General features: G+C 66.6%; 16 protein-coding genes. 10 read left to right on the forward strand and 6 right to left on the reverse strand.

Translation table 11 applies throughout. The features are described 5' to 3' along the window. Positions 1 to 204: 204 nt before the first annotated feature. The 3 genes from NGB94_RS15960 (at position 205) to NGB94_RS15965 (ending at position 2,385) form a co-directional block, all read left to right on the forward strand. Positions 205 to 744, forward strand: coding sequence for a GNAT family protein (locus NGB94_RS15960; protein ID WP_325791695.1), 540 nt, complete (start codon positions 205 to 207; stop codon positions 742 to 744). Positions 745 to 850: 106 nt separating this feature from the next. After that, entirely contained in the window at positions 851 to 1,399 is a 549-nt protein-coding gene (locus tag NGB94_RS16820; RefSeq protein ID WP_418910671.1) for an L-lactate permease, read from the forward strand. Further along, positions 1,327 to 2,385 carry an L-lactate permease gene (locus NGB94_RS15965; RefSeq protein WP_418910672.1) on the forward strand — a complete coding sequence of 353 codons (1,059 nt, stop codon included), beginning with the start codon at positions 1,327 to 1,329 and terminating at the stop codon, positions 2,383 to 2,385. Before NGB94_RS16820 ends, NGB94_RS15965 begins: the two co-directional genes overlap by 73 nt. Before the next feature lie 11 nt (positions 2,386 to 2,396). On the opposite strand, the gene NGB94_RS15970 is transcribed toward NGB94_RS15965, so the two are convergent. Continuing rightward, entirely contained in the window at positions 2,397 to 3,215 is an 819-nt protein-coding gene (locus NGB94_RS15970; RefSeq protein ID WP_325791696.1) for an aldolase/citrate lyase family protein, read from the reverse strand. Further along, positions 3,200 to 3,985 (reverse strand): 2-oxo-hept-4-ene-1,7-dioate hydratase, encoded by a 786-nt coding sequence (hpaH, locus tag NGB94_RS15975; protein ID WP_325791724.1) that lies wholly within the window; start codon positions 3,983 to 3,985, stop codon positions 3,200 to 3,202. The genes NGB94_RS15970 and hpaH overlap by 16 nt, the downstream gene beginning before the upstream one ends. 126 nt (positions 3,986 to 4,111) lie before the next feature. On the opposite strand from hpaH, the gene NGB94_RS15980 reads away from it, so the two are divergent. The 3 genes from NGB94_RS15980 (at position 4,112) to NGB94_RS15990 (ending at position 7,611) form a co-directional block, all read left to right on the forward strand. Continuing rightward, positions 4,112 to 5,167, forward strand: coding sequence for an alpha/beta hydrolase (locus NGB94_RS15980; RefSeq protein ID WP_325791697.1), 1,056 nt, complete (start codon positions 4,112 to 4,114; stop codon positions 5,165 to 5,167). 25 nt (positions 5,168 to 5,192) lie between these two features. Then, on the forward strand, positions 5,193 to 6,659 hold the full coding sequence (locus tag NGB94_RS15985; RefSeq protein ID WP_325791698.1) for a DUF5129 domain-containing protein: 1,467 nt from the start codon (positions 5,193 to 5,195) through the stop codon (positions 6,657 to 6,659). 103 nt (positions 6,660 to 6,762) lie between these two features. After that, complete coding sequence (locus NGB94_RS15990; RefSeq protein WP_325791699.1) at positions 6,763 to 7,611, forward strand: methylenetetrahydrofolate reductase; 849 nt, start codon at positions 6,763 to 6,765, stop codon at positions 7,609 to 7,611. A gap of 93 nt (positions 7,612 to 7,704) precedes the next feature. On the opposite strand, the gene NGB94_RS15995 is transcribed toward NGB94_RS15990, so the two are convergent. Then, entirely contained in the window at positions 7,705 to 8,688 is a 984-nt protein-coding gene (locus NGB94_RS15995; protein ID WP_325791700.1) for an ABC transporter substrate-binding protein, read from the reverse strand. 194 nt (positions 8,689 to 8,882) lie between these two features. Here NGB94_RS15995 and ligM point away from each other — a divergent pair, with 194 nt between their 5' ends. Continuing rightward, positions 8,883 to 10,292, forward strand: coding sequence for a vanillate/3-O-methylgallate O-demethylase (gene ligM, locus NGB94_RS16000; RefSeq protein WP_325791701.1), 1,410 nt, complete (start codon positions 8,883 to 8,885; stop codon positions 10,290 to 10,292). Between the two features lie 64 nt (positions 10,293 to 10,356). Here ligM and NGB94_RS16005 read toward each other — a convergent pair whose 3' ends face one another. From NGB94_RS16005 to NGB94_RS16015, 3 genes are read right to left on the reverse strand one after another with little or no spacing between them, the layout of a single operon-like run. Beyond that, positions 10,357 to 11,007: a LutC/YkgG family protein gene (locus NGB94_RS16005; protein ID WP_325791702.1), complete on the reverse strand. Its 651-nt coding sequence runs from the start codon at positions 11,005 to 11,007 to the stop codon at positions 10,357 to 10,359. Further along, entirely contained in the window at positions 11,004 to 12,521 is a 1,518-nt protein-coding gene (locus NGB94_RS16010; protein ID WP_325791703.1) for a LutB/LldF family L-lactate oxidation iron-sulfur protein, read from the reverse strand. The genes NGB94_RS16005 and NGB94_RS16010 overlap by 4 nt, the downstream gene beginning before the upstream one ends. After that, a complete protein-coding gene (locus tag NGB94_RS16015; RefSeq protein WP_325791704.1) occupies positions 12,518 to 13,318 on the reverse strand; it encodes a (Fe-S)-binding protein in 801 nt (266 codons plus the stop codon). Before NGB94_RS16015 ends, NGB94_RS16010 begins: the two co-directional genes overlap by 4 nt. 193 nt (positions 13,319 to 13,511) lie before the next feature. Between NGB94_RS16015 and NGB94_RS16020 the strand changes: the two genes are divergently transcribed. From NGB94_RS16020 to NGB94_RS16030, 3 genes are all read left to right on the forward strand, one after another. Beyond that, the gene (locus NGB94_RS16020; RefSeq protein WP_325791705.1) at positions 13,512 to 15,236 is read left to right on the forward strand and encodes an L-lactate permease; all 1,725 of its coding nucleotides are present in this window, start codon (positions 13,512 to 13,514) and stop codon (positions 15,234 to 15,236) included. 112 nt (positions 15,237 to 15,348) lie between these two features. After that, complete coding sequence (locus NGB94_RS16025; protein ID WP_325791706.1) at positions 15,349 to 16,083, forward strand: FadR/GntR family transcriptional regulator; 735 nt, start codon at positions 15,349 to 15,351, stop codon at positions 16,081 to 16,083. 414 nt (positions 16,084 to 16,497) lie between these two features. Further along, positions 16,498 to 17,838, forward strand: coding sequence for a sensor histidine kinase (locus NGB94_RS16030; protein ID WP_325791707.1), 1,341 nt, complete (start codon positions 16,498 to 16,500; stop codon positions 17,836 to 17,838). The last annotated feature ends 18 nt before the right edge of the window (positions 17,839 to 17,856 follow it).

Consider the following 17,856-nt stretch of genomic DNA (forward strand, 5'->3'; position numbering starts at 1 on the left):
GACCACGAAGAACGCTGCTCTCTGCTCCGCGCTATGCCGCGGACGGGACTGCTTTCCTGATGAAACAGACACGGTCGTTGCAACTCCCGAAATTCTCAGGTGTTGCAACGACCGCTAGAACCCGCCGGGGTCTAACGGGCAGTTTCTGCCTTCTCGGTGAAGGGGACCGTGCCGGAACGGGCACCCGGGTTTACAGTGGTGGCCATGCTGGAGCAGAAAACCGGGGACTGGACCCCTGTACGCACCCCGCGGCTCCTGCTGTGCCGGCCCGAAGCCCGGCACGAAGCCGCTGCGGTTGACCTGCATACCGACCCGCGCACCAATGTGCACCACCCGGTCCCGGCCAGCGTCACCCGGGCCTCTTCCTCCCGGATCTTCCACGAAATCCGGCAGCACTGGTACCGGCACGGTTTCGGGGTGTGGGCAGCCTTCACCCCCGAAGAGCCGGGACGCCTTATTGGCTTCACCGGCGTATCCCGCCGCGTCATCCGCGGGCGGCCGGCCCTGAACCTCTACTACCGCTACACCCCGGAGGTCTGGGGCCAGGGCCTGGCCACCGAAGGGGCGCTGGAGGCCGTTCGCCTGGCCGGGGAACTGCTGCCGGACCTGCCGGTGGTCGCCTACACCTCCGTGGACAACATTGGCTCGCAGCGCACCGCCCTGGCTGCCGGGCTCGAGCGGCGCGCAGACCTTGACGTGGACCGCGGCGCTTATCTGGACATCTATCTCGCCAAGGGCTGGTAGCGCTCCTACTCTGGAACCAGCGCTTTTTCCGCCACTCCCTAAGCCGGTCTCCGATCCTGCCGCCCTCAGGCACGGTGCGGGACCCCAGCAAGGCACGGAGGGTCCCATGGAAAGCTTCACCCTCGCCACTGACGCAGTCGGTTCCAGCGTTGCGCTCTCTGCGCTGCTGGCTCTCGTGCCGCTGCTGGTCTTCTTCCTGCTCCTGGCGTTTGCCAAGACCAAGGCCTACATTGCCGGAGCCTGGGCACTGCTCACTGCCCTGGTGATCGCCGTCGCCGGGTTTGGCATGCCCGCGGGCCTGGCCGTTTTGTCAGCGACGCAGGGCGCGGCGTTCGGCCTTTTCCCGGTGGTCTGGATCATCATCATGGCCGTCTGGCTGTACCAGGTGACCGTTCGCAGCGGCCGGTTCGAGGACCTGCGCCGGGTCTTTGACCGGGTGGGAGGCGGGGACCTGCGGGTCCAGGCGATCCTGGTGGCCTTCTGCTTCGGCGGGCTGCTGGAGGCGCTGGCCGGTTTTGGCGCCCCGGTGGCCATCACGGTGACCATGCTGCTGGGCGGCGCGGACTGCGGGAGTGCTGGCCGGTGGCGCTGTTCACCGGTGTGGTGTTCTCGGTCTTCCAGTTCCTGTGCTCGAACTACTTCTCCTACGAGCTGACGGACATCGTCGCGTCCCTGGTGGCGATGGCTGCCGCCGTCGCGTTCCTGCGCTTCTGGCATCCCGGCGGCGGTGAGCAGGCAGCCGAGCGCATGCGGGGCGAACTTGCCGCTGCCAAGGCGTCAGGCTGGACGCCGGCTGGTGGCGGCGGGGACGCCGAAATCGGCAGCGCCGCCACCGACACTGCCGGTGACACGCTCACGCCGTCGCGTGCGTGGATGGCGCTCTTTCCGTACGTGCTGGTGATCGTGATCTTCGGGTTCGTGAATCTGTGGACGCTGGGCGTCAACGTGCCGGAGGTTCTCGCGCGGACCAGCATCGAAATTCCGTGGCCGTGGCTGCACGATTCCCTGCTCGATGCGAACGGCGAGCGCCTGTCCTCCACGGTTTACAACTTCGAATGGCTGATCAGCCCCGGAACGCTGCTGCTGATCAGCGGCCTCATCGTGGCGGCCGTCTATTCGCGCTTCGATGACAACGGCCGGTATCCGCTCAGCATGGGCGAGGCGGTGAAGGAAATCTGGACGACTGCACGGCGCATGACCTCCGCGGCCCTGACCATCCTGGCGGTCCTGGCCCTGGCTTACGTCATGAACAACTCCGGCCAGACCGTCTCCATCGGCACCTGGCTGGCCGCAACCGGTGCTTTCTTCGCGTTCCTCTCCCCCGTACTGGGCTGGATCGGCACTGCTGTCACCGGATCGGACACGTCCGCCAACGCCCTGTTCGCCCGGCTGCAGGAAACCGCCGGCGCCGCTGCCGGACTGGACCCGAAGCTGATGATCGCGGCCAACACCGGCGGCGGCGTCATGGGCAAGCTGATCTCCCCGCAGAACCTGGCCATCGCTGCCGCCGCCGTGAACATGAGCGGGCAGGAGTCCGTGCTGCTGCGGAAGGTCTTCGGCTGGAGCGTGGCACTGCTGGCAGCACTGTGCATCATCGTCTTCCTGCAGTCCACGCCGGTGCTCAGCTGGATGCTCCCCTAGCCAGCCTTCCGTCAGTAGCTGGCAGGAGCGGAGTCCGGGGAACCGGTGTCCTGCGGCACGTATTTGGCGGCGAGCGCCTCCGAGGCCCTGGCCAGCATCGCAACATCCGCACCCACGGCGATGAAGTCCGCACCGGCGTCGAGGTAGCGGCGGGCCGTCGCCTCGACAAAGGCATTCACTCCTACCGGCACGCCCAGTTCCCTGGCCGTGCGGATGCAGTGCTCGACGGCGGCTACAACGTCCGGGTGGTCCTGCTGGCCCAGATGCCCCATGGACGCCGCGAGGTCCGAGGGCCCGATAAAGATCCCGTCCACGCCGTCGGTGCCGGCGATCCGGGCCACGTTGGCTACGGCTTCCGCGGTTTCAACCTGCACCAGCAGGGTGATGGTTTCCTCGGCGCGGTGCAGGTAGCTTTCGATCCGATTCCAGCGTGACCCGCGTGCCAGGGCACTGCCCACCCCGCGGACGCCGCGCGGCGGGTACCGCACGGCGGCAACGGCCTTGGCAGCCTGCTCCGCGTTGTCCACCATGGGGACGATCAGGTTCTGCACGCCCAGGTCCAGGTACTGCTTGATCAGCACCGTGTCATTGGAGGGAACGCGGACCACGGGGAAGACGGGGTATCCGGCCATAACCTGGAGCTGGATGCTGATGGACTCCAGCGAGTTGATGCTGTGTTCCCCGTCGATCAGCACCCAGTCAAAGCCTGATCCGGCGCAGATCTCCGCCAGCAGCGGGTTTCCCGTGCAGGCCCACATGCCTGCCTGGGCCCTCCGGCCGTTTCCCAGGACGGATTTGAAGGCGGGTGCGGGTTCTACTCGAAACGGCATGTCACTGATCCCAGCTGTCCGTAGTCTGCGTGAACGGTGTCGCCCTTATGGACCCACATCGGGCGGGTGAAGGAGCCGGCCAGGATAATTTCCCCGGCACCCAGGCTCGCCCCGTGCGCGGCAATCTTGTTCGCCAGCCAGTAAACGCCGGCGGCCGGATGGTTCAGCACACCCGCTGCCACGCCGGTCTCCTCGATGGTCTGGTTCTTGTACAGCAGGGCGGAAATCCAGCGCAGGTCGACGTCGTCCACCTTGACCGGGCGCCCGCCCACCACCATGGCGCCCATGGCAGCGTTGTCCGCAATGGTGTCCACGATGGTGCGGCCTTCCATCTCGATCCGGGAATCGAGGATTTCGAGCGCCGGGACTACATAGTCCGTGGCATCCAGGACGTCGAAGATGGTGCAGTTCGGTCCGGAGAGCGGCTTGCCGAGCACAAAGGCCAATTCCACTTCGATGCGCGGGTGGGTATACGCGTCCCACTGCACGGTGCAGCCGTTTTCAAGGACCATGTTGTCGAAGATGACGCCGTAGTCCGGTTCGGTAATTCCCGTGGCGTCCTGCATCGCCTTCGAGGTCAGGCCGATCTTGCGTCCGGCCAGCTTCCGGCCCTGCTCCTGCATCCGGCGGCTCCACAGTTCCTGCACGGCGTAGGAGTCCTCTACCGTCATCTCCGGATACCGTGCGGTCAGCCTGGGCACCGGGGTACGGTTGGCGCCGGCTGCCACGAGCTCATCGGCGATCTTTTCTATGGTCTGTTTCTCGAGCACGCTTACTGCACCACTTTCGGGGAACACTGGGGGTCGGATCCTTACGGCTGAAATGGATTGTATATGATCCATGACACATTCCGGCGGAAAAGGTCCGGCGTTACAACGCTCCATTACGCTGAGGATGTGCCTGCCCTCCGTTCCCTGAGACTGCGTCCCGTTCCGACCGCGGCCGTTACTGCCGCGGCTGCCGCAGGCGCTGCGTTCTGGCTGACCCCGTGGCCGGCAGCCCTGCTGATCCGGGGCCTCTTTTACCGCGGTGCGCAGCAGCTGGTGCGCCAGATGCGCCCGCATGCCCCCGCCGTCAGCGAGCGCCTTGCCCTGGACTACCAGCACGACGGCGGCAGGCGGCAGCTCGACGTGTTCCTTCCACCCGGGCACACGCCCCAGGACCGGGCCGTCCCGGTGATCGTCTGGGTGCACGGCGGCGCCTGGATCTCCGGGTCGCGCCGGGATGTCTCCCCGTACCTGCGGATGCTGGCCGCCCGCGGGTATGCCGCCGTCGGGGTGGACTATTCGGTGGCTCCGGGCAGCAGGTATCCGCGGGCGCTGCATGAACTGAGTGAGGCCGTGCAGTTCCTGCAGAAGCGTGCCGCAAGCTACGGGCTGGACATGGAGCGTGTTGTCCTGGCCGGGGATTCCGCGGGTGCACAGCTGGCATCCCAGCTCAGTGCCGCGGTGACCTCACCCGCTTATGCCGCCGCACTGGGGTTCACCCCGTCGCTTTCCGCTGACCACCTGCGCGCTGCCGTACTGCACTGCGGCGTCTACGACCTGGAAGCCATGGGCCGGCTCACCGGCGTCCTGGGCTGGGGCTTCCGGACGGCGCTCTGGGCTTACACCGGACGACGGCGGTTTGCGGAGACTGCTGCCGCGAAGCAAATGTCCGTCATCTCCCACGCCACCGGGGCGTTTCCCCCGGTGTTCATCAGCGGCGGCAACGGTGACGGACTGACCCTCCAGCAGTCCGTGCCCTTCGCCGACCGGCTCCAGGAGCTGGGGGTGCCGGTTACCCGCAGATTCTGGCCCAGGGATCTTTCACCTGCACTGCCACACGAAGCGCAGTTCCAGTTCTCCCGTCCGGAGGCGCGGGCTGTGCTTGAAGAGACGGCCACATTCCTGGACAGCCTGATGCACGCCGCCGCTGCTGCGGACCAGCCCGCCAAACGGCCGCCCGTATAGCCGACCATTTTCGAGGAAACCGAACATGCGCAGACTCCTGCTGATCGTCCTTACCGCGTTCCTGTCCCTCACCGTTGCCGCGGCGCCGGCCTCCGCCGTCGAACCGGCGGACATTGTCGTAGAGGACACCGCCGGTGTCCTGGACCAGAACACCCTGCTTCCGGCACTGGAGGACATCCAGTTCCGCGACCCCACCACGGTGGCGATCTACACCTACCGCGGGGACCCGGACGCCGAATACACGGACGGGGACACGGTGCTGAATGCGGAGGTGCTCCGGTTCGCCCGTGAAGAGCGCCCCGAATGGATCAGCCCCGACGGGCAAAAGTGGGCCGACGGCCTGTTCATTTTTGCGCTTGACCCGGAGGGGCGCTGGATTGGCACCTACTTCGGCGAGGACCGGAAAGTGGAGGGCAGCGATGCGGCACAGATTCAGGAGGCAACCAAGGATCTGTTCCGGGACGCGCAGTGGACGGACGGGACCATCACCGGCGTGGAAGAGGCGGCAAAGCTGATCAACCGGCCCTGGTACCAGGACCCGTTCGTCTGGATCCTGGGCGCGGCTGCCGTAGCGCTGGCCGGCGGTATCTGGCTAACGGTGGTGCTGGTGCGCCGCAACCGGCTGAAGACCAACCGTGAGCTCATCGCCGCAGGCGAGAAGTCCTACGCCAGCGTCAGCATGGATCTGGACGCCACCGAACTCAACGCCCACACCATCCCCGAGACCTCCCGCTACGGCGCCAAGGTCCTGGAAGAGCACCGCACTTTCCGCACCCGCTATAACCTGGCCACCGAGCTGGGGAACACTGTGCGCTCCTTCACGGACAGGGACCTCAAGCGGGCGAAGGCACGCAAGCCGGTGGAGGAATTTGCTGAGCTCGCGGCCGCCCTGGACGGCATCGACGACGTCATCGCGGACACCAATACCCTGCTCAACATGGGCCCGGGCTGGCAGGCGGCGTGGGACCGGCAGGCCCTCCCGCTGCTGGAGGAACTGGACAAGCTGGAAGACCTGTTCAAGAAGGACAAGACCGGCGGCTCCGCAACAGCGGCCGCACTGCTTGCTTTCCGGACTGGATGTGTCCGCCGGCTGAAGTCTGCGGCTGCCGGACTGGCTGACGGAACAGTAACCCCGGACGCCGCGCTCGACGTCATCCGCGACTCCGGCCAGGAGCTCGCCGAACTGCTGAAGAACCACTCCGAGACGGTTATCGAGAAGGCCGCGAAGAACAGTTCGGAGAAGAAGCTGATGCGTGAGGCGCTCGAAGAGGAGCGCACCCGAACCCGCCGTTACCGGAACGGCTACCGACCGGGCATCCTGGACACTGCCTACCCGAACTACTTCTGGTCTGTGGCATCCTTCAACGCCGGAGTGCAGACGGGCACCAGCAAAATCGAGTCCGCCCGGAACTCGGCTTCCTCCGGGTCGTCCTCCGGCTACGGTGCGAGCGGCGGCAGCTTCAGCGGATCGGGCAGCTCCTCGCGGTTCTAGGAATCCGTTTCGCGGGCGCCGGGCCGGTGCCCGGCGCCCGCCCCGGGCTGGGACCAAAAACCGACCGTGGACACCGCAGGGCCCGCTGGCTAGGGTGTTCGGCATGAACCCCGTGGACCCCGCCTCGTCTCTGCTTGATGACTTCTCGCTGGAAATGACCGGAAAGGACGTCCCTGCCCTCACCGAAGCGCAGGACGCCCTGCCCGCCGGAACCCGCATCAATGTTACGTTCCTGGGTAATGAGGACCTGCCCATGCGCCTGGCCGCCGCCTCGGCGGTCAAAGCCGGCGGACACGTCCCGGTGCCGCACATCTCGGCCCGGCGGCTGGGCTCTGCATCCGAGCTGGAGAAGTTCCTCGGCGCCCTGTCCGAGGCCGGGGTCGTGGAGAACGTCTTTGTGGTAGCCGGAGATCCCGCCGAGCCCATGGGACCGTACGAGGATTCGCTGGCCGTCATCGCGTCCGGGTTGCCGACGGCGCACGGTGCCCGGCACATCAGCATCTCCGGCTACCCCGAAGGCCACCCGGACATTGATGACCAAACCCTGTGGTCCGCTCTGGAGCAAAAGCTGGCAGCCGTCCGGGACCAGGGACTGGAGGCATCGATCATCACCCAGTTCGGCTTCGACACTGCCCCCGTGCTGGCGTGGCTGGAGGAACTGCGCAGCCGGGGCATCGACGTCCCGGTGCGGATCGGCGTCCCGGGACCTGCCGGCGTCAAACGCCTGCTGGGCTACGCCCGCCGGTTCGGCGTCGGGACCTCCGCGTCCATCGCGCACAAATACGGTTTCTCCCTGACGAACCTGCTCGGCACCGCAGGCCCGGACCGTTTCCTGAACCAGCTCGCTGCCGAGCATGATCCGGCCCGGCACGGAGTGGTAAAGCTGCACTTCTACACCTTCGGCGGGCTGCGCCCCACCGCAGAGTGGGTGCGCGGATTCCGCGGCTACTAGAAACGCGAAACGCTCCGCTTCGTGGCTTTGGCTCCGCCGCGCAGCGGAGCGTAAGTCACAAAGCGGAGCGCTTTCGCGGGAATCCCGCCGGGCCTACTCCTGCGGCAGGAGCTCATCCATGTTGGGCAGTTCGTCCACCAGGCCGCGGTCCTGGGATATCCGGGCCACTTCCTCAACCGATGCCCGGTTCACCTCGGTGCTGTACCGGGGCAGGGTCAGCTGCTCAATGACCGCGGGCTCAAGCGAGGTGTACGTGGGCAGCACGGCCCGGACCTTGTCCGGGTTCTGCTCCGCGAACTCCTGCGATGCATTCATCGCCCGGGCAAACTTCTCCACAATCTCCGGGTTCTCCTGAACGTACTGGTCCGAGGTGAAGTAGACAGCCACGGTCAGGTCATCCACCGGCTCGGCGTAGTTGGAAAACACCGGCACGGCGCCGTCGGCCCCGGCAATGGTGACGAAAGGCTCGACGGCGGCAATCGCGTCCACGGTTCCGGCCGCCAGCTGCCCGGAAAGCTCCGGGAACGGAATCTCGACGAACTCGATGCTCTCGTAGTCCCCTCCGGCCTGCTTCACGGCTTCCGAGATGGTTGAGTCGGAGATGTTGTTCAGCGTGTTGACGCCAACCTTCTTGCCGGCCAGGTCCGTGACCGTCTCGATGCCCGAATCCGGCAGCGTCATGACGGACGCGAAGTCCGCGTCCGTGTCGCCCGTGGAGCTGCCTCCGGGGGCCACCATCTTCACCGGCAGGCCCTTGGACCGGCCCACGATCATGGACGTGATGTTGGAAAAACCGAAGTCCATCTGTCCGGCTGTCACGGCCGGAACAATGGCTGCCCCGCCCTGGGCCAGGGTAAGCGTGACGTCCAGGCCTTCCTCTTCGAAGAGCCCTTCCTGGACCCCCAGGTAGATGGGGGCGACGTCCACGATCGGGATGACCCCCACTTCAATGGGAATGAGCCCCTCTGCTCCCCCGGATGCCGATGCCGAACCCTCGTCCGAAGTCAGTGACCCCGACCCGCAGGCCGTCAGGCCGAGCAGCGCCGCCGTTGCCGCTGCCGCCAGCAGTTTCCTCATGGTGTGCCTCCTCGTTGGGGTACGGCCCAGCCGCACCGCAGATGTGATGCGACTCACACTATCTATCCGGATAGGCATTCACCAGACATTTCTTTGCGTCCCCGCAGACCCTCGACTTACCTATGGCGATAGATATAAAGTCGGCGGCACCGGCTTGAGGCCGGTTCCCCGTCCGACAGAAACAGAGGTTCATTGTGGCACCAAAGAATCTGCAGGAAGTCCTGGATGCGTCCGGGTCAGTCGTCGATCTGCTCCGCAACTCGCAGATCGGCGCGTACATCTACCCGGTCGTCGCCCCCGAATTCACCAACTGGCGCAGCGAGCAGCGCGCCTGGCGGGAAACCGCCGTACTCTTCGACCAGTCGCACCATATGGACAATGTGTTCATCAAGGGCCCCGACGCCCTCAAACTCATCTCCGACACCGCTATCAACTCAGTGGCCAGCTTCCCCGTGAACAGGGCGAAGCAGTACGTCCCGACGACGCCGTCCGGCCACGTGATCGGCGACGGCATCCTCTTCCACCAGGACGAGGACGAATATGTCTACGTGGGCCGCGCCCCGGCCGCCAACTGGCTGCTGTTCAACGCGGAGACCGGCGGCTACGACCTGGAGATCGAGGTGGACCGCCGTTCGCCGTCGCGCCCCATGGGCAAGCCCGTGAGCCGGCGCTACTGGCGGTTCCAGATCCAGGGCCCCAGCGCCTGGGACATCATCGAGAAGGCCAACGGCGGCCCCCTGGAGCAGCTGAAGTTCTTCAACATGGACACCATGAACATTGCCGGCGAACAGGTGCGCACGCTGCGGCACGGCATGGCCGGCGCGCCCGGCCTTGAAATCTGGGGTGACTACGCCTCCTACGACAAGGTCCGCGATGCCCTGATGGAAGCCGGCGCCGAGTTCGGCATGGCCGCCGTCGGTGCCCGCGCTTACCCCTCCAACACGCTCGAATCCGGCTGGATTCCCTCGCCGCTGCCGGCCATCTACACTGACGAGCGCCTGCGCCCGTACCGCGAATGGCTGGGCGCGGACAGCTACGAGGCGACCAACGCCGTCGCCGGCAGCTTTGTCTCTGAGAACATCGAGGACTACTACCTCACTCCCTGGGAGCTGGGCTACGGGTCCTTCGTGAAGTTCGACCACGACTTTGTTGGCCGCGAAGCGCTCGAGGCCATGGACCCGGCAGCGCAGCGGCGCAAGGTTACCCTCGCGTGGAACCCGGAGGACCTGGGCCGGATCTTCACCTCGCAGCTGGACACGGAGCAGACACCCTACAAGTACTTCGACCTGCCGCTGGCCAACTACGGGTCCTCGAACTACGACTCGGTGATCGACGCCGACGGCAACGTGGTGGGCGTGTCAATGTTCACCGGCTACTCGGCCAATGAGCGCCGCGGACTGTCCCTGGCCACCGTGAACCCGGACGTCCCCGAGGGCAGCGAGCTCCGCGTGGTCTGGGGCGAACCCGACGGCGGCACCGCCAAGACCACGGTGGAGCCGCACCGCCAGCTTGAGGTGCGCGCGGTGGTCAGCCCGGTTCCGTATTCCGAGACCGTGCGCAAGGACTACAAGGGCGGCTGGCGGACCGGATACTCAGAAGCGTAGGAGAGTGCAGGAAGGAGGCCGGTCCCCCCAACGGTCCGGCCTCCCCCGGTGCTACTGTGCCGGTTTAGTGTGAACCGGCTGTGCTGCGGACGATGATCACGTCCAGGGTGCGAGGACCGTGTACGCCCTCAACTCGTTCAAGCTCAATGTCGCTGGTGGCGCTCGGCCCGCTGATCCAGGTCAGCGGCCGGGTGCCGTCCAGCCGCCGCAGCGCCTCCGGCAGGATCATGGTGATGTCCGGGGCACGCACCACACACACGTGGTGGTCCGGAATCAGGGAGATGGCGCGCCTGCCCATGCCTTCGCTGCCGTCCAGGATGATGGTTCCGGTTTCCGCCACCGAAACCGCGCTCCCGGTGACCACGGCGGACGTAGCATCCAGTTCGGTGACGGTCAGCGGTTCGGTGCGGGAGTCATTGCGGCGCCGCCCCGGCTTGGCCGAGTCTGCGTCGGCGAGCCAGGCTTCATCGATTCCCGCAGGCACCACGTAGCTGGCAGCGCCGTCGAGCAGTTCCGCAACGCGGGGTCCGACGCCGGCCTCGTCCACCACGGTGACCCCGGCTTTGTAATCCTCGAGCCGGTCCACCAGCACGCGAATGCGCTCGGCCTCGGGGGCGTCGACGGCGGTGCGGTAGGTCCGCGGCACGTCGGGGACAGCCGGGGCATCTTTCAGCGCTCCGCGCAGGCGTTCCAGGATTTCTTCGCGTGCGCTCATGCCTTGGTCTCTCCCTGGTTCGACGCGCCGGCAGCCGGCATGCTGCCTTCGTGTTCCTTGGCCCACCAGTCGCGGAAGGACTGGGCAGGCGGTGCGGGAATGTCCCGGCTCTGCGTCCAGCCGGCTGCGATGCCGGGCAGCTTGGTGATCTTGCGCTTCCGTCCGGCGGCCAGCTTGCCCAGCGGCAGGCCCTTTTCCAGCAGGCCGAGGTTCCGGCCGCGGGAGAACGCCCAGGAGACACCCTTCATGAGCAGGTCCATCTGGGTAGGGACCTTCTTGGCGCGCTTGCTTTCCACGTCCACGGAACGCAGGTGCACCAGGATTTCCGGAATGTTGATCTTCACGGGGCAGGCGTCGTAGCAGGCTCCGCACAGCGAGGAGGCGTAGGGCAGGGAGCTGTTTTCCTCGCTCTTGATGCCGGTCATCATCGGGGAGAGGATGGCGCCGATCGGCCCGGGGTACGTCGAGCCGTAGGCGTGGCCGCCGGTCCGCTCGTAGACCGGGCACACGTTCATGCAGGCGCTGCAGCGGATGCAGTGCAGGGCCGAGCGGCCCATTTCATCCGCCAGCGCGGCGCTGCGGCCGTTGTCCACCAGCACCAGGTGCACGTTCTGCGGCCCGTCGCCCTCGGTGACGCCGGTCCACAGCGAGGTGTACGGGTTCATCCGCTCCCCCGTGGAGGACCGCGGAAGCAGCTGCATGAAGACTTCCAGGTCGCTCCAGGCCGGCAGCAGCTTCTCCACACCCATGACCGTGATCAGGGTTTCCGGCAGGGTCAGGCACATGCGGCCGTTGCCTTCGGATTCAACCACGGCCAGGGTGCCGGATTCGGCGATGGCGAAGTTGGCTCCGGAGATGGCGACCTTGGAGGACAGGAACTTGCGCCGCAGGTGGGTCCGGGCCGCCTCGGCAAGCTTGGCCGGTTCGTTGGTGAGGTCCGGATCAACCTCCGGCATTTCGCGGAGGAAGATCTCCCGCACCTGGGAACGGTTTTTATGGATCGCCGGAACCAGGATGTGGCTGGGCTTGTCGTGGTCCAGCTGGACGATCAGTTCCGCGAGGTCGGTCTCGAAGGCTGCGATGCCCTGCTCTTCGAGGTATTCGTTCAGGCCGATTTCCTGGGTGGCCATCGACTTGACCTTGACCACTTCGTCCACGCCCTCGGCACGGATCAGGTCGCGGACAATCCCGTTGGCCTCATCCGCGTCGCGGGCCCAGTGGATGATGCCGCCGCGCGCGGTGAAGTTCTTCTCGAACTCCTCCAGCAGTTCCGGCAGCCGTGCCATGACGGATTCCTTGACGGCACTGCCGGCGCTGCGCAGGTCTTCCCAGTCCGGAAGCTCCCCGACCACGCGCAGGCGCTTGTCCCGGATGGTGTGCGTGGCGTGTTCGAGGTTGGCACGCAGCTGGGCGTTGCCCAGTTCCCGGCGTGCCGCCGTGGGGAAGGAGTCGACGGCGTTGAGGTTGCCCTTGCCGTAGACCGGCAGGGCGGGCATGCCCAGGTAGGTGGTCATCGAACGGCCTTTCCGCTGACCAGGACGTCCCCGGTGATGGACACGGGGTTTTCCCGGGTGCTGGCGAGGATCTCGGCGAAGTGCAGGGTGGTGACACCGCTGCCCTCGCGGGAGAGTCCGCCGCCGATATGCAGCAGGCACGAAGCGTCTCCGCCGGAGCACAGCGAGGCGCCGGTGGCCTTGATGTTGGCCGCCTTGTCTTCGAGCATGGCGGAGGAAACGTCGGCATTCTTCATGGAGAAGGTTCCGCCGAAGCCGCAGCACTGGTCAGCCTGCGGGAGGTCGGCCACTTCAATGCCGCCCACGCTCTGCAGCAGGTTCAGCTGCCGGTCGCCCAGGCGCAGCAGCCGCATGCCGTGGCAGCTCGGGTGGTAGGTGATCTTGTGCGGGAACCAGGAGCCAAGCTGCTCGGCGGCGTTGGTGATGCCCAGGACATCCGTCAGCAGTTCGGAGAGTTCGTAGGTGCAGGCACCCACGGCTTCGGCCCGGGCCTCCAGGTCCTTGTCCCCGGCGGAACGGGCAACCATGGGGTGCTGGTGCTTCACCGAGCCGACGCAGGAACCGGAAGGCGCGACGGCGACGTCGTAGTCGGCAGCGGTGAAAGCCTCGACGTGGTTGCGGACTACGGGAACAGCCTCGGGGAGATACCCCGAGTTGACGTGCATCTGGCCGCAGCAGGCCTGGCCGGACGGGAACACCACTTCGTGTCCCAGCCGCTCCAGGATCTCTACGGTGGCGCGTGCCGTCCGCGGATACATCGCATCCACGATGCAGGTGGCAAATAGTGCAATTCTCATGGGTGCCTCTCAACGGGGATGCCCCGAAGCTCGTGTGGTCAGACCATAGTAGGCACGTTGCGTGCAACACACCAAAGCATCCGGAACTGGTGGCCATGATCACACGCACCGCCGGAGTGCGCTAGAGTTCCTTGGTCTGACCATTGTGGTCTGACCAACTTCCTACCCAGTTCACCACTCCCGGAGGTCCCCCGTGGATCACTTCACCGCCACCACTGACCCGGTGTTCGGCAGCGTCGCCGCATCCGCCATCGTGGCGCTCATCCCCCTGCTCACGTTCTTCATCCTGCTGGCCTTCGTGAAGGTCAAAGCCCATGTAGCGGGCGGGTTGTCCCTGCTGGTGGCGATCGCCGTCGCCATCTGGGCCTTCAAGATGCCTGCCGGCCTGGCCCTGCTCTCCGCCTCCCAGGGTGCGGTGTTCGGTGCGTTCCCCGTAGTCTGGATTGTCATCATGGCGATCTGGCTCTACCAGGTCACCGTGGTGAGCGGGCGCTTTGAAGACCTGCGCCGCGTCTTTGACGTCATCGGCGGCGGCGACGTCCGCATCCAGGCAATCCTGGTTGCCTTCTGCTTCGGCGGACTGCTCGAGGCGCTGGCCGGCTTCGGCGCGCCGGTGGCCATCACGGCCACCATGCTGGTCGCCCTGGGCCTGAAGCCGATGAAGGCCGCGGCCGCCGTGCTGGTAGCCAACACGGCCCCGGTTGCCTTCGGCGCCATGGCCATCCCGATCACCACTGCCGCCAACCTCACCGGCCTCGACGCCGACCACATCGGTGCCGTCGTGGGCCGCCAGGCGCCGCTGCTCGCCGTCGTGGTTCCGCTGATCCTGGTCTTCATCCTGGACGGCTTCCGCGGCATCAAGGAAACCTGGCCCGCCGCCGTCGTTACCGGTGTTGCCTTCGCCGGGGCGCAGGTGCTGTGCTCCACCTTCTTCTCCTACGAACTCACCGACATTGTTGCCGCACTGGCCGGCCTGGGTGCCGCCGTCGTATTCCTGCGCTTCTGGCAGCCGCGCGGCATTGAGGGCGCACGGGTCCGCATGGGCCTGCCCGAGATGGCGATGGCCGGCTCCGGAACCCCGGGAACTGTCTCCGGTTCCGGTTCCGCAGCCGTCCGCGACGGGAACTCCCTGACGACCTCCCGCACCCTGCTGGCGCTCTTCCCGTACTTCCTGGTGATCGTCATCTTCGGCATCGCCAAGCTCTGGAAGATCGGCGTGGACATCCCCGCATTCCTGGCCTCCACGGACATCAAGGTGCCGTGGCCGGTGCTGCACGAGCGCCTGGTGGATGCCGCCGGCGACCCCGTTTCCTCCACCATCTACACGTTCAACTGGCTCTCCACGCCCGGCACCCTGCTGCTGATCACCGGCCTCATCGTTTCCATCGTTTACGCGAAGTTCGACGACGGCGGCCGGTACAAGATGTCCGTGGGCGCCGGTGTCGCCGAGATCGGGCGAACCGTGTGGAACATGCGCTGGGCGGGACTGACGATTCTCTCCGTCCTCTCCCTCGCCTACGTCATGAACTTCTCCGGCCAGACCGTGTCCATCGGAACCTGGCTGGCGGGAACCGGCGCATTCTTCGCGTTCCTCTCCCCCGTCCTCGGCTGGGTGGGCACCGCGGTCACCGGCTCCGACACTTCCGCCAACGCCCTGTTCGCCCGCCTGCAGCAGACGGCCGGCCTGGAAGCCGGGATCGATCCGAACCTGCTGGTCGCCGCGAACACCACCGGCGGCGTCGTAGGCAAGCTGATCAGCCCGCAGAACCTTGCGATCGCCGTAACCGCGGTGAAGCTCGACGGCCAGGAGTCCGTCCTGCTGCGCAAGGTTGTGGGCTGGAGCGTGGCCCTGCTGCTGGTGCTCTGCACCGTTGTGTTCCTGCAGTCCACCCCGGTGCTGGGCTGGATGCTGCCGTAGCTGGCAAGAGGCGGCCCGGGCTAACCCTTTACGTGGTTTCCCGGGCCGTCTTTTTTGTTCCTGTGTGACCGCCAAAACCATCCGGCCGCCGCGCCCGTGCAAGGATACTGACGTGACCTCTCCCGCTTCCCTCCCGCCCCGCCGCAGCTATGACCTGCTGCTGGAGAACATCGAAGCCGACCTGCGCTCCGGAACCATCAAGCTTGGCGACCAGCTCCCCGGCGAACGGACGCTGGCGGAAACCTACGGCATTTCCCGCGCCTCCGTCCGGGAAGGCATCCGGATCCTGGACGCCATGGGAGTGCTTCGTTCTTCCTCAGGTTCCGGCCCGAAGTCCGGGGCGATCATCGTCTCCGAGCCCTCCGCCGGCCTCTCCTCCGCACTGCGCCTGCACATGGCCAGCAGCCGGCTCTCCGTGGAGGACATCGTGGAGACCCGTGTGCTGCTTGAAACCTGGGCGGCGCAGGCCGCTGCCGGTGCGCCGGACGGTCCGGAGAAGCAGGCCGCACTGGACCGCGCCCGCGACCTGCTCGACGCCATGGACCGCGCGGACCTTGACCGGGACACGTTCCACACCCTGGACGCCCGGTTCCACGTTGAGCTTAGCTCCCTCGCCGGAAACTCCGTCATCGAGACCATGATGGATTCGCTCAGCGGCGCCATCCGCGGCTACGTCAAGGAAGCCATGGACAACTTTGACGACTGGCCCCGGATCCTCGCGTCGCTGCGGAAACAGCACCACGGAATTTACGACGCCGTCGCTGCCCGTGACGGCGCGCTGGCAACGGAGCGCCTGCGGGAGCACATCACGTGGTTCTACGCCCAGATTCCGCCTGCCGAGGCGTAGCGCGGGCTTCGGAGTAGCCAGTTACTGCCTGGCTGCTGCCGGATCTCCTCCGGTTTGGGACATCCCCGCCAGTTGGGGCAACCGGCCAGGCCCACTTCCCTCCGGCTTGGGACATCCCCGCCAGTTGGGGACTTTCCTGCGCGGCGCAGGGGCAGGAAAGTCCCAAAGTGGCAGGAAAGTCCCAAAGTGGAGCGTAAGCGCAGTGCTACACGGGCCGGTTGCACCGGTAATCCCTGCCCGGGAGTTTCCGGAGGCCCGCCGCCGCTCGGCACACCGGCTCGGCAGCTGGACCCGCCACGGCACGCCGGCTGGATTCCGTCCCCGCCGCAGCACCCCGCGAAACCCCACAACCCCCGCGGCACAACGGGGGAAAACCCCATGGTGGCAGGCGCCGCCGCGTAGGAAGCTTGATTCATGACCAACACTTACGCCACCGAGCCTGACGCAGTACCGGGATCACGCCCCGCGGCAGAGGCCCCTACGCGACCGCGCCGACCGGCGTTCTTCCGCAGCACCACCTGGCGGGCCTTCGGCTACCACGTCGTGAGCCTGTTCCTGGCTCCGCTGGCCTTCACGTACGCGGTCACCACGGTGTCGCTCGGCGCGTCCCTGCTGGTGACAGTGGTGGGCCTGGTCATTGTTGCCGCCATGGTGGTGGCGGCCAGGTACTGGGGCACCGTCAACCGCGGCCTTGCCGCTTCCCTCCTGGGGCGGAACATCCCCGCACCGGTTCCCTTCACTTCCCGCCGGGGGTTCTTTGGCTTCCTCCGTTCCGGACTCGCTGACACGGCCGGCTGGCGGGCCATTGCCCACATGGCCGTCAGCTTCGTGACATCCGTGACCGCAGCCGTCCTCAGCATCACTTTCCTCGTCACCGGGCTGGGGTGCATGACCCACTGGTACTGGTCCCAGTGGCTTCCGCCGATGCAGGCTTCGGACGGCACCTGGCACCGCGGCAGCATGATCGCCCCGGATGTTTTCGTGGACGGTTTCTGGTGGCAGGCTGCCTATGCCGGGGTCGGCGTCCTCCTGACGTTTGTGCTCTGGCCGGCGATCAACAACGGCGCTGCCAAGCTCCAGGGGCTGCTCGCCGCCTCGCTGCTTGGCCCCACTGCCGCCCAGATCCGGATGCGGGACCTGGAAACGAGCCGGAGCAGCTCCGTCACCACCGCTGATGCGCGCCTGGCCCGGATTGAACGCGACCTGCATGACGGGACCCAGGCACAGCTGGTTGCCATCGCCATGAAACTCGGTGATGCCAGGGACCGGCTCTCCGCCGGGGACGCGAACGAAGACCTGCAGCGTCTGCTGGACAGTGCCCATGGAACCGCCAAGGACGCCCTGGCGGATCTGCGCGGAATCGCCCGCGGTATCCGTCCGGCAGTACTGAACGACGGACTCGATGCGGCCCTGGAGTCACTCGTGGCAACCGCGCCGCTGCCTGTGCAGCTCGATTACCGGCTCGGCGTTCGGCCGGCACCCGCCGTTGAAGCCATCGCCTACTACTGCGCGGCGGAACTGCTCACCAATGCGGTGAAGCACTCACGCGGCACCGGCGCCTGGATCTCTGTGACCGGGCAGGACAACCGCCTGGTCCTCAGCGTCACCGACAACGGCACCGGCGGCGCCGATCCGGCCGCGGGCACGGGCCTGGCCGGCCTGGCTGAAAGGGTCCGTACAGTGGACGGCACCATGCACGTTTCCTCCCCCGCAGGCGGCCCGACGACGGCGACGGTCAGCCTGCCGCTTGGCTAACGGGCAGGCCCATGGTGC

Origin of the sequence: Arthrobacter koreensis (genome assembly GCF_035792275.1) — a bacterium.
GTDB lineage: Bacteria > Actinomycetota > Actinomycetes > Actinomycetales > Micrococcaceae > Arthrobacter_B > Arthrobacter_B koreensis_A.

Excerpts from the sequence above, each read along its gene's own strand:
- NGB94_RS15960 (WP_325791695.1), top strand. The coding sequence starts at position 205 with ATGCTGGAGCAGAAAACCGGGGACTGGACCCCTGTACGCACCCCGCGG.
- NGB94_RS16820 (WP_418910671.1), top strand. The coding sequence starts at position 851 with ATGGAAAGCTTCACCCTCGCCACTGACGCAGTCGGTTCCAGCGTTGCG.
- NGB94_RS15970 (WP_325791696.1), bottom strand. The coding sequence starts at position 3,215 with ATGCCGTTTCGAGTAGAACCCGCACCCGCCTTCAAATCCGTCCTGGGA.
- NGB94_RS15985 (WP_325791698.1), top strand. The coding sequence starts at position 5,193 with ATGCGCAGACTCCTGCTGATCGTCCTTACCGCGTTCCTGTCCCTCACC.
- NGB94_RS15990 (WP_325791699.1), top strand. The coding sequence starts at position 6,763 with ATGAACCCCGTGGACCCCGCCTCGTCTCTGCTTGATGACTTCTCGCTG.
- NGB94_RS15995 (WP_325791700.1), bottom strand. The coding sequence starts at position 8,688 with ATGAGGAAACTGCTGGCGGCAGCGGCAACGGCGGCGCTGCTCGGCCTG.
- NGB94_RS16005 (WP_325791702.1), bottom strand. The coding sequence starts at position 11,007 with ATGAGCGCACGCGAAGAAATCCTGGAACGCCTGCGCGGAGCGCTGAAA.
- NGB94_RS16010 (WP_325791703.1), bottom strand. The coding sequence starts at position 12,521 with ATGACCACCTACCTGGGCATGCCCGCCCTGCCGGTCTACGGCAAGGGC.
- NGB94_RS16015 (WP_325791704.1), bottom strand. The coding sequence starts at position 13,318 with ATGAGAATTGCACTATTTGCCACCTGCATCGTGGATGCGATGTATCCG.
- NGB94_RS16030 (WP_325791707.1), top strand. The coding sequence starts at position 16,498 with ATGACCAACACTTACGCCACCGAGCCTGACGCAGTACCGGGATCACGC.